Here is a 12397-nt window from a genome sequence, read left to right as displayed (position 1 = left end):
CGGGGAGCGCTCAGGCGGCCACGGCAGCCTGGGGCGCCGCACTCAGCGCGGTGAGCGCGCGCGCGTCGAGTTCGCCCGCCGTCTCGCCGTGTTCACGCACGGCCGCGGCCAGCGCGTGGGCGGTCGGGTGGTCGAACACCACGCCCGGTGCGATCTCCACCTGCAGGCGCCGGCGCAGCCGCGCCACCAGCTTGATCACCAGCAGCGAATGGCCGCCGAGCGCGAAGAAGTCGGCGTGCGGGTCGACCCGCTCCTGCTCCAGCAGTTCGGCCATCAGCGCGCAGACCAGGGTCTCCACGGCATCCGCGGATGCCGTGGCAGCTTGCGGCGCCGCTGCGGCAATGTCGTCCGGCGATGCGGCCAGCGTGCGCAGCGCCGTGCGGTCGGTCTTGCCGTTCGGCAGCCGCGGCAGCGCAGGCAGCGCGATCAAGCGCGACGGGACCATGGCGTCGGGCAGCATGGCGGCAAGCGCGCGCCGCAGCGCATCCGTGTCGGCGGAGCCGGCCGATGCCGGCACGATGAACGCGCACAGCACGGCTGCGCCGCCGGGGCCGGGCGCGGCACAGACCGCAGCCTGCGCCACCGCCGGTTGGGCCAGCAGCGCTGCCTCGACTTCCGCCGGCTCGACGCGGATGCCGCGGATCTTGACCTGCTGGTCGGCGCGGCCCAGCAGTTGCAGGCCGGCGGGGGTGGCGCGCGCCAGGTCTCCGGTGCAGTAGAGGCGCTGCCCTGCCGCGAACGGGTCGCCGACAAACGCGGCGGCGTCCAGGTCCGGGCGGCCGAGGTAGCCATGCGCCAGTTGCGGACCGCCGACGTAGAGCTGCCCGGCCACGCCGGCCGGGACCGGGCGCAAGGCATCGTCCAGCAGCCGCACGCGCGTCGCGCCCAGCGCCCGGCTGAGCGGCGCCGTGCCGGCGGGCCATCCCGGATCCTCCGCGCCGACGGCGTGGACCATGACGCCGATGGTGGTTTCGGTCGGGCCATAGTGGTTGAAGATCCGGCAGTCCGGTGCGTGGCGGCGCAGCCCCTGCACCAGGCTGGCGGGCAAGGGCTCGCCGCCCAGGATCACGGTGGCGGGCACGGCCGGTGCATCCGTTTCCAGCAGCGCCGCCAGGTGCGACGGCACGATCTTGATGGCGTCGACCTCGCGTCCACGCAGGTAACGGGAGAAGGCGGCGGGATGCGCCATGTCGTCATCGCTGGCCACCGCCAGGCACGCCCCCTGCCACAGTGCTGCGAACAGCGTGGTGTTGCCGAGGTCGGCCGCGACCGACGACGTCAGGCCGAGCCGCCGGCACGACGCCAGCGACAGCGCCTCGCACACCGCCGCGGTGTAATGGCTGATCTGCCGGTGGCCGACCACCACGCCCTTGGGCTCGCCGGTGGAGCCGGAGGTGAAGAGCACGTAGGCGGCGTCTTCCTGTGCGCTGGCAAATTCGCCATCAACCTGTGCGGCCTCGGCCAGCAGCGCATCGGCACAGATCACCGTGGCGTCATCGTGGGCAGCCTGCTGCGCGATGGTCAGCACCGGCGCCGACTGCGCCAGCACGCTGCGGCGGCGCGCCTGCGGCCACGCCGGGTCGAGCGGCACATAGGCGCCGCCCGCGGCCCATACCGTCAGCAGGCTCGCCACCAGCGCGCCGCTGCGCGGCAGCGCCAGCGCCACGCGCGTGCCGGGGCCCACGCCGAGCGCGCGCAGCCGTTGCGCAGCGCCTCGCACGGTGCGCTGCAGGCCGGCGTAGTCGAGCACCAGGTCCGCGGCCTCGAGCGCGGGCGCATCCGGCGTCTGCCGGGCATGCTGCGCGATGCGTGCGAGCAGGGTCTGCCCCGCATCCACGGGCGTTTCGCCCGTCCAGCACTGCGGCACGCGCAAGGTATCGTCCGCAGGCCACGACAGCGATTCCAGCGGCGTGTCGAGCGCCACAGGCAATGTGCCGATCAGTGCCGCCAGATGCGCCAGCACCCACTGCGCGACGCGCGGATGCAGGACGCCTGCGCGCGCATGCAGCGCGAGCGCCGCCATGCCCTGCCCGTCATCGAGTGCCTCACACACCAGGTCGAAGCCGGGCCATGCCGGGCTGGCCATCGCCACGCCGGCGGGCGGCAGCGGCGCTACCGCAAACCCGATACGGGGCGCGGCATCCCCGGGCTGCCAGGCTTCCTGCCACGCGGCGTGGCTGTCGAGCGCGGGCAGCCAGGCGCGCCAGTGCTCGGCCACGCTGCGCTGCGCGTCCCAAGCCACGCTGACCGGCAGCGCCTTGACAAATACGCCGGCGGCATCGGCCATCACGTCGTAGTCGCGGCGGCAATCATGCAGCCAGGCACCGCTGAACACCGGCTGCGCGCACAGGCGCGCCAGCACGGTCCACCAGGCCGCCTGCACCACGCGCTCAGGCGTGGTGCCGAACTGTCGCGCCGATGCGGCCAGCGCCTGCCGGTGCGCGCCATGCAGCGTGTGGCGCCAGGTGTCGCTACCTTGCGCCGCCGCGGTTTCGCCCAGCGCATCGGGGATGCGCAACGGAGCCGCCAGGCCGGCGGCCTGCGCCTGCCAGTACGCGCGGCCGGCGCTGCCGGTGCCGTCTTCGCCCAGGCGCGCGTCTTGCTGCCAGTCGGCGTATTGCGCGTATTGCAGCGGCAATTCCTCATCGCCATCGATCCGTGCCCGCGCATCCAATGCATCGCGCATGTTTTCGGCAAGCTTCAGCACGGTGCCGCGGTCTGCCGCCAGCGGACTAACCAGCAGCCACAGGGTGGCGCCGCCCGCGGGCAGAGGGCTGATGCAGGCGCGCAGTACGTCGCCGGTGGCCGGGTCGAGCGCAGGCAGCGACGGCGCATCGCCGGGCGCGGCGATGGCCGTGGCGGCACCGTTGGTGCCCGCCTGTGGCACGCAGGCCACCAGCTCGTTGCCATCGTCGATATATGCGGTACGCAGCGATTCGTGCCGCACACGCAGCGCCGCCAGCGCGGCATCCACTGCGGCAGGGTCGGGCTGCCCGTGCAGAGCGATCCGCGCCACATGCGCGCGCGGCGCCGGCGTGTCGCGCCATTGCTGCCATGTGGCCTGTTGTTCGGGTGTCGGGGTCCAGGCGGACTGCAGTTCAGGCATCGGCGTTCTCCTGCGGCACCGCGGCGGCATTGCCGTCGAGCCGGGTGCGGTCAAACATATCGCCCATCGCGACGACGATCTTGCGCGGGCCTTCATAGGGGTCGCGGGCGTGCGCGGCCAGCATGTTGTCGAGCATCACCACGTCGCCGCGTTGCCAGTCGAAGCGCACGGCGCAGGCCTCGTACAGTTCGCCTATCAGCTTCATCGCCTCGTCGGGGATCGGTGTGCCGTCGCCGAACATCACATGGCGCGGCATGCGTTCCAGCCCCACCATCTCGAGCAGGTCTTCACGCACGTCTTCCTCCAGGCACGACACGTGGTGCAGCTGCACCTGGTTGAAGAAGCTGCGCTCGCCGGTGACCGGGTGGCTGACGATGGCCGGGCACACGGTGCGGGTCTGCAGGATGTCGCCGTCCAGCCAGCGGCAGTCGATGCCGGCGGCGCGGCAGCGCGCTTCCACTTCAGCGCGGTCCTCGGTCTTGTAGAAGTCGCGCCAGTCCACGTCCAGCCGCGGCGTGAAGGTGCGCACGTACATAAGTTGCCGGCTGGCGAACTCGGCGGCCAGCGCGGGCGGCAGGCGGCGCAACAGTTCGCGGCAGTCGACGATGGGGGTGGCGCCACCGATGGCGGAGGGCAGTTCGCAATAGAACCACTGCTTGCGCGGCCAGCGCTCCAGGTGCGCGCTTTCGTTGTGGTACAGGATCATCTGGCGCTCGGGGTACGGCGTGGAGCGGTAGGTGTTGCGGCCGCCCTCCTTCTTGGGCAGGTCGCCATAGCTGCCGTACAGGCCCGGATGCATCGCTTCGGCAAAGGCCTCGAAGGCCTGCGGCGTGGGCAGGTCGAAGCCGCGGAAGACGATGCCCGCGTGTTTATGCAGGGTGTCGATGATCAGCCCGCGCGCCCGGGCGGCCCAGGCGACGGGATCGAGGCCGGGCGCCGCCGGCTCGATCACGATGGGAAAGACCTCACCGGCCCGCAGCGGGTGCAGCCGCACCTGGCTGGCCGGGTCGGCGGCGGACGGAACCGGAGTGGCGGGAGCGAGGGTGGCCGGGCGCGGCCGCGCCAGCGATTTGAGCTGGTCGAGCTTGGCCGCCATGCGTTGGCTGGTTTCCATGTTTCGGGACTCCTCGGGTTTCGGTTGGGTCGGGCGCGCGGCGCCCGGGACAAGTTCGGTGACGTGGCCGACGGGCTGGTCCGGCGCGCGCAGCAGCGCGTCCAGCGTGGCCAGCCAGTCGCTGGCAAAGCGCGCCACCGTGGTCCGCTCGAACAACGCTGTGGCGAACACCCAGTCGCCGCGCAGCGCCGCGGCTTCCTGCCCGCCCTCGGGCTCGAGGAACAGCGCCATGTCGAACTTGGAATTGCGCTCCACCGGCGGCAGCATCTCGGCCTGCACGCCGGGCATGGCGAACTGCCCGGCCGGCGTGTTCTGCAGCACGAACAGCGCCTGCACCAGCGGGTTGCGGCTGCGGTCGCGCGGCATGCCCGCGGCCTCCACGATGCGGTCGAACGGCAGGCCGTCATGCTCGAACGCGGCCAGCACGCCGCGCCGGCAGGCGGCGAGGGTGTCGCGGAAGCTGGCGCCGGCAACGCGCCGGGAGCGCAGCGGCAGCACGTTGACGAAGAAGCCGATCAGCGGCTCCAGCGCCGCGTCGTGGCGGCCGGCGACGTCGGTGCCGAGCACCAGGTCGTCCATGCCGGTGGCGCGGTGCAGCCAGCACTGGAAGCTGGCCAGCAGCACGACAAACGGCGTGACCTGCTCGGCGCGGGCCAGCGCATGCACCTGCGCCATGCGCGCGGCGTCGACGTGCAGCGCCACGGCATCGCCTTCCATGCGCGCCACCGGCGGGCGCGCGCGGTCGGCCGGCAAGACCAGTGCCGCCGGCGCGCCGGCGAGCGCGCCGCGCCAGTAGGCGGTCAACTGGTCGAGCGCGGCGCCGCGCAGCCAGTCGCGTTGCCAGGCGGCATAGTCGGCGTATTGCAAGGCCAGGGGCGGCAGCGGTGCGACCTGGTCCGGCGCCAGTGCGCGGCGGTAGCCGTGGGTGATCTCGTCGACCAGCAGCCCGACCGACCAGCCGTCGGACACCAGGTGGTGCATCGCGACCAGCAGCACGTGTTCCTGCGGGGCGCAGCGCAGCAGCGTGGCGCGCCACAGCGGCGCCTCGCCGAGCGCAAAGGGTCGTGACGCGTGCTCACGCATGGCTTCGCGCAGCGCCGCGTCGCGGGCCTCGGGCGCCAGCGCCTGGAGGTCGGCCATTGGCAGGCCGATGCCGGCGGCGGCATCGATGCGGGCGAACGGCTCGCCGTCGTCGTCGGGATAGGCGGTGCGCAGGACCTCGTGGCGAGCGGCCACGGCGGCCAGGGCCTGGCGCAGCGCGGCGACATCCAGCGGCCCGCGCAGGCGCAGCGCGCCGGCCATGTTGTAGGCGGCACCGGCATTGCCCTGCAGGCGCTCGACCAGCCACAGCCGTTGCTGCGCCAGTGATACCGGCATGCGCGCAACGCGAGGCACGGGCACCAGCGCGGGGATCGCCGCCGCGGGCGCCGCCGTGGCCAGGCGCGCGGCAAAGTCGCGCAGCACCGGGGCTTCGAACACATCGCGCAGCGCGGCCTGTGCGTGGCCGGCGGCGCGCAAGCGCGCCACCACGCGGGTGGCGATCAGCGAATGGCCGCCGAGACGGAAGAAATGGCTGTCGCGGCCAACCCGCACACCGGGCAGCAGTGCCTCCCAGATTTCCGCCACGGCTTGCTCGACCGGGTTGGCCGGGGGATCGCCCTCCTCGCCGGCGGCTGCCACCTGCGGCGCGGGCAGCGCCTTGCGGTCGATCTTGCCGTTGGCGTTGAGCGGCCAGACCGGCATGCGCACCCACGCGGCCGGCACCATGTAGGCCGGCAACCGCGCCGCGACGCTGGCGGCAAGCTCGGCTTCCAATACGGCTTCCGCGCCGGCTTCTGGCTGCCAGTAGGCCGTCAGCCATTCGCTGCCGGCGGCCTGGTACACCGTCACCAGCGCCTGACGCACGGCGGGATGCGCGGCCAGCACGGCCTCGATCTCGCCCAGCTCGATGCGGTAGCCGCGCAGCTTGACCTGGAAGTCCTTGCGACCCACGTACTCCAGCACGCCGTCGGCCTGCCAGCGGCCGAGGTCGCCGGTCAGGTAGCGGCGGCTGCCCGGGGCGCCGGTCGGATCGGGCACGAAGGCGGCGGCGGTGCGGCGCGGGTCGGCCAGGTAGCCCCGGCCCACGCCGGCGCCGGCCACCGCGATCTCGCCGATCACGCCGGGTGCGGCCAGGTTGCCATCGGCATCGAGCACCTGCAGCACCGCATTGGCGGTGGGACGGCCGATCGGCACGGTGTCGCTGCCCTGCTCCAGCCTATCGGCAGACAAGGGGTGGAAGGCCACGTCGTCCGAGCATTCCGCGGGACCGTAGGCGTTCATCAGCGGCACCGCCGGGTAGCGCCCGAACCAGGCGCGCGCGGTGGCGGGCGGCAGCGCCTCGCCAGTGGGCAGCACCCAGCGCAGCGCCGGCAGCGGCGCGTCGCGGCCCTCGGCGGCCTGGCAGTCGAGCATGGCCTGCAGCAGCGACGGCACCGGTTCGAACAGCGTCACGCCGCGCTGCGCCAGCAGCGCCGTCAGCGCCGAAGGATCGCGCACCACCTCGTCGGCGACGATCTCCATGCGCGCGCCGAACAGCGGCGCGGCGAGCGCCTGCCATACCGAGATGTCGAAGCACGGCGGCGCGGTCTGGGCGATCACATCGCCCTCGCCCAGCCCCAATGGCACCACCTTGGCCAGCATGTTGTTGAGCATGCCGGCGCGCGTGACCATCGCGCCCTTGGGCACGCCGGTCGAGCCGGAGGTGAACAGCACGTAGGCGAGCTGGGCGGGGTGCGAGGATGCCGGCAGTGCCGTCGATCCCGCAGCGGTGGCCTCGACGGCGGCCAGCGTCCGGGCGTCTGCGATCCCCGCCTCGGCAATCGCAGCAACGCCTGCAGCATCCGTCAGCACCTGCGCGGGGCGCGTCTGCGCCAGCACCTGCAGCCAGCGCGCCGGGGGATGGCTGACGTCGAGCGGCACCCAGGCCGCGCCGGCGCGCAGTATTCCGGCCAGCGCGACCAGCCAGTCGAGCCCGCGCGGCAGCAGCACTGCGACGACGTCATCCTGCGTCACGCCCGCGGAACGCAGGCCCCCGGCAAGCCGGCCGGCACGTTGCCACCAGTCGCCGTAGGTCAGTGCGGCGTCGCCGCAGCGCGCCAGCACGCGCTCCGGATGCGCGGCGACGCGGCGCGCCACGCGCTGTACGTAGTCGTCGTGCAGGGCTGCCTGCGAGACGCTGGTGTCATCGCTGGCGCCCCAAGCCTGCAGCCGCGTGCGCGTGGCCGGGTCAAGCAGATCGACGGCACCGACATGCGCCGCGCCCTCGGCCAGCGATGCCAGCGCGGCCGCGTACGCGTCCATCCATTGCGCGAGGCGTTTCGCCTCAACGCGGCCGGCATCGCAGGTGAAGCGGACGGTGAAGCGACGATCGGGCATCACTTCCAGCGTCAGGCCGTAGTGGGTCTGCTCGATGTTGTCGTGCTGGCGCAGGCGCAGGCCCGCCACCTCGCGCGCCCGGTCGTTCAGGTCGGGCAGGTTCTGGAACACCATCAGCGTGTCGAACAGCGCGCCACCGGTACCGGCCTGCGCCTGGATCTCGGCCAGCGCGGCATGTTCGAACTCGCGCATGGCGACGCCGGCTTGCTGGGTAGCCTGCAGATAGTCCGTCACCGTCAGCGGGCCGCGCGGACGCAGACGCAGCGGCAGTGTGTTGATAAACACGCCCAGCATGCGCTCGGCGCCGTCGAGGCCCGTTGGCCGGCCGGCCGAGGTCACGCCGAAGACGATATCGTCGCTGCCGCAATGGCGCGCCAGCACGATACCCCACGCCGCCTGCATCACGGTATTGAGCGTGACGCGATGCGCGGCCGCCAGCGCGCGCAGGCTGGCGTCGAGTCCGGCCGGCAGCACCAGGTCGCGGCACAGCGGCACCGCATTGGTGTGCGCGGCCGCCGGCGCGATGCCCGGCAGCACGGTGGGACCGGGCAGGCCGGCGAAGGCCTCGCGCCAGAAAGCCTGCCGCGCCGTCGCGGGCTGCGCGGCAAGCCAGGCGATATAGTCGCGGTACGGCCGGCGCGGCGCCGGGGCGTGGGCCGGATCGGCGTAGCGGGCCAGCGCGTCGTCGAGCAGTTGCACCGAGCCCCAGCCGTCGACGATCAGGTGGTGCCGGCTCCAGACCAGCCACCATCCCTGCTCGCCGGTGCGCAGCAGTGCCAGCCGCATCAGCGGCAGCGCAGCCGGGTCGAAACCACGCGCGCGGTCGGCGCGGCACCAGGCCGCCAGACGCTCGGCCAGCGCTGGACTGTCCTCGCCGCGCCAGTCCTCTACGGCCACGGGCAACGTGGTGCGGGCATGCACGCATTGCAGCGCGCGGTCGCCGCAACCGCCTTCGCCTGGCGCGACAAAGGTGGTGCGCAGGATCGGATGGGCGTCGAGCAGCCCCTGCCACGCGGCAGCCATGCGCGTCGGGTCGAGCGGCCCGTCGATTTCCAGCACCAGTTGGTTGACATAGGCGCCGTTGCCGCCGTCGCGCAGGTGGTGGAACAGCAGCCCTTCCTGCAGCGGCGACAGCGGATAGGCATCCTCGATGCCGCCCTGCGCGATGCGCAGGCGCTCCAGTGCTGGCGCGTCGCAACCGCTCAGCGCAAATGGCTGTGCCACGGCCGGCGTCGCAGCGGGAGCGGCGGCAGGTTGCGCGCGCGCGGCGAGATGCGCCGACAGGCGCGCCAGCGTCGGGTGCGCGAACAGGTCCCTGGGCGCCAGCATCAGTTGTTGCGCGCGGGCCTTGGCCACGATCTGCAGCGCCAGGATGGAATCGCCGCCGAGCGCGAAGAAGTCGGCGTCGCGGTCGACCTCGTCGCGCCGCAGGATCTCGCGCCAGAGCGTGCGCAGCGTCTGCTCGATGGCAGCGCTTGCGTCAGCCGGTGCGGCGCATGCGCGCAGCGCGGCGGCCAATGCCGAGGGCGTGGGATGGGAGAACAGCAGCTTGGGGGTCAACGCCAGACCGGCCTGGCGCGCTTGCGCGACCAGCTGCAGCCCGAGGATCGAGTCGCCGCCGAGGGCGAAGAAGTTGTCGTCGGCGCTGACGGCATCGCGCCCGAGCACGTTGGCCCACAGGCGCGCCAACGTCGCCTCGGTTTCGTCCTGCGGTGCAGCGCGGACGGGCGCGACGCCTTCATCGGGCACCGGCGGCAATGCCTTGCGATCGACCTTCCCGTTGCGCAGTCGCGCGAAGGCGTCGCACTGCACGAAGGCCGCCGGCAGCATCGGCGCCGGCAGTGCGGCAGCCATGGCGGTGCGCAGTGCGGCCAGGTCGAATCCGTCGGCGGGCACGAGATAGGCGACCAGCCGCAGCCCTTCGCCTGCGGGCGAGGGCTGCGCCAGTACCACCGCATCACGCACGTGCGGCGCCTGGCGCAGCCAGGCTTCGACTTCGCCGGGTTCGACGCGGAAGCCACGGATCTTGACCTGGGCATCGGCACGGCCGAGGAAGACGATGGCGCCGTCATCAGTCATGCGCACGCGGTCGCCGGTGCGGTACAGGCGGCCGCCGGGCTGGAACGGATCCGGCACGAAGCGTTCGGCGCTCAGCGCCGGGCGGCGCAGGTAGCCGCTCGCGACGCCGGCCCCGCCGACGTAGAGCTCGCCTGCCGCGCCGCGCGGCACGGGATTCAGGTGCCGATCCAGCACGTGGGCGCTGACGCCGGGCAGCGGGCGGCCGACCGGAATCGCACCCTGCGCTCCGCCCGATGGCACCGCGTGCGTCAGGCAGCCAACCGTGGTTTCGGTGGGCCCGTAGTGGTTGACCACGCGGCAGGCCGGATGCAGCGCCTGCACGCGCGCCACCAGCGCCGCATCCAGCGCCTCGCCACCGAACACCAGGCATTGCCGCGGCACCAGCCGCGCCGGATCGGCGACGGCCAGCAGTGCGCGCAGGTGCGAGGGCACGATCTTCAGGCAATCGACCGGCCGCGCCGCCAGCGCGCTGGCGAGGGCCTCGGGGTCTTCGCCCAGCGCATCGTCCAGCACGCGCAGCGTGTGGCCGCCCAGCAGCGCGCCGAACCAGGCGGTGTGGCCCAGGTCCGCGGTCACGGAGGACAGCGACGCCATCGACGATCCCGCCGGCAGGGCCAGCGCGTGCAGCACGCCAGCGGCGTAGTGCGCAAGGTTGCCTTGCGTCACCACCACGGCCTTGGGCGTGCCGGTCGAGCCGGAGGTGTAGATCAGGTAGGCCGGCTGGGCGGGCACGGCAGCGGGCCATGTAGCCGGGCGGGTTGCGGCATCGGCTTGCAGGGAGGCGGCATGCCAGCCGGCAGCGGGCAGCGCGTCCGCCAGCCACTGCGGCCGGCCACCCTCGCCCACTACCGCTTTCAGGTCCGCATCTGCCGCCAGTTGTGCCAGCCGCGCGGCGGGCAGGGCTGCGTCGAGGCACAGGAACGCGGCGCCCGCTTTCCACGAGGCGAGCATGGCCACGGCCATGCCGGCGCCGCGCGGCAGCAGCAGGCCGACCACGTCGCCGGCGCGCGCGCCGCCGTGCTGCAATCGCGCAGCGAGCGCGGAGGCGACAGCGTCGAGCGCACCGTAGGACAACTGCGCATCGGCAGCGTCTACCGCGAGGCGCTCCGGATGCTCGCGCACGCCGGCCTCGAAGGCCACCAGCGCGGTGGCGTGGGCCTGCGTTGCGGCGCCGCTGGCCTGCCCATGCGAAAGCATCGCCACATCGAACAAGGACAGATCGCCGACACGCACTTCCGCATCGTCAAGCACCGCATCCACCGCAACCCCCAGCGCCGCAATCAGCCGCAGCACTGCCTCCGGGGCAAAGCGGTCAGCGTCGTAGCGCCACTGGCCGCGCAGGCGTTCGCCTTCGTCCTGCCAGCGCAGGTTCATGTCGTTGGCCGCGCCGCGCTGCGTGGCCAGGTATTCGCGCACCAGGTAGCGGCCCAGCACCTTGCGCGGGCCCACCGGCACGAAGGTCGTCATATGCCGGAACAAGGGTCCCGAGGTGCGATCCGCGCCGCCCATGCGCACCAGCGGATATTGCTGGTGGCGCAAGGCGCCACGCATCTGGCGGGCGCAGTCGCGCACCACCGCGGCAAAGGCCGGGTTGGCGGAGAATTCCGCGCGCAACGGCACGGCGTTGAGCGTATAGCCGATCAGGTCGGCATGCTGCGCGCCGGAGCGTCCGGCCGTAGGCGTGCCGATGAGGAAGCCGTCCTCGCCGCTGGCCCGGTGCAGCACGGTCTTGAACAGCGCCAGCATCACCACGAAGACGCTGACCTCGAGCCGCGCGGCCAGGTCGCGCAGCCCCTGCGTCTGTTGCGCCGTCAGGTGGAATTCAATCTCGGCGCCGCGCAGGCGGGGCTCGACGGCGCGCTCGCCGGCCAGGGCCGGCGCCGCGGGCGCGTCCTCGAGTACGCTGTCCCAGTAGGCGCGCAGCGATGCACCACGCGGCCCCGCCAGCAACTGGCGCTGGCGCACCAGCCAGTCGCGGTAGCGGCCCACCTGCGACGCCATCGGCGGACTGGCCGGGTCCTTGGCACGCAGCGCTTCGTAGGTCGCAAGGATCTGGTCGCAAACCGTCTCGAAGCCGAGGTAGTCGCCGGCGATATGGTGCATGCCGGCACACATCCACATGCGATCGGTGCCGTCGGCCTGGCGCGAGACCAGGAAGCGGAAGCGGCAGACCTGGCCCGCGTCGGGGTCGAACGGCTCGTCCGCTTCGCGCTCGAACCAGGCCATCAGATCGGCCTCGGCAAGGCCGTCGACGCGCGTCAGCGAAACCTCGGCTTCAAAGCCGGCCGGCCGCGCCATCACGATCTCGCCGTCCTCGTCCAGGTAGGCGCTGTGCAGCGCCTCGTGGCAATCCACTACATGGCGCGCGGCCTGCTCCAGCAGGTCGAAGCGCAGCCCCGGCGCCAGCTCGATCGTGAAGACCATGTTGTACGCGGCGCTGTGCGGATGGCGGCGATGGAAGGCCAGCAGCGCCAGCTGGCCGGGGCCGGCGGGATAGCGGTCGAAATAGCCGGGATGCGCGGCCAGCCAGGCATCGGCCTCGGCGGCGCGCGTGGCGAGCAGCGCGGCCGCGGCGTCCAGCGCCTCAGCGCTGGCGGCGCAGCCATCGGCCACGCGCCAGCGCCCGTCCAGCAGGCGCAGGCGCACGCCATCGGCGCGCAAGGTTCGCATCAGGGCGCCGG

Annotated in this window: 2 protein-coding genes; both read right to left on the bottom strand. The window is 73.0% G+C overall.

Features of this window, described 5'->3' with window-relative positions:
• Nucleotides 1-10: 10 nt before the first annotated feature.
• A complete protein-coding gene (locus AC3WLF_RS25920) occupies nt 11-3106 on the bottom strand; it encodes an amino acid adenylation domain-containing protein (RefSeq protein WP_492359012.1) in 3096 nt (1031 codons plus the stop codon).
• Entirely contained in the window at nt 3099-12386 is a 9288-nt protein-coding gene (locus AC3WLF_RS25915) for an amino acid adenylation domain-containing protein (protein WP_492359011.1), read from the bottom strand. The genes AC3WLF_RS25920 and AC3WLF_RS25915 overlap by 8 nt, the downstream gene beginning before the upstream one ends.
• Between the last annotated feature and the right edge of the window lie 11 nt (nt 12387-12397).

Source organism: Cupriavidus sp. FW306-01-F10A, assembly GCF_058782785.1.
The sequence above is the reverse complement of the archived record's forward strand: the minus strand, read 5'-3'. Positions and strand labels throughout refer to the sequence as shown.

Bases quoted from the DNA above. Each gene is read 5' to 3' on its own strand.
- AC3WLF_RS25920 (WP_492359012.1), bottom strand. From the start codon at position 3,106: ATGCCTGAACTGCAGTCCGCCTGGACCCCGACACCCGAACAACAGGCC.
- AC3WLF_RS25915 (WP_492359011.1), bottom strand. From the start codon at position 12,386: ATGCGAACCTTGCGCGCCGATGGCGTGCGCCTGCGCCTGCTGGACGGG.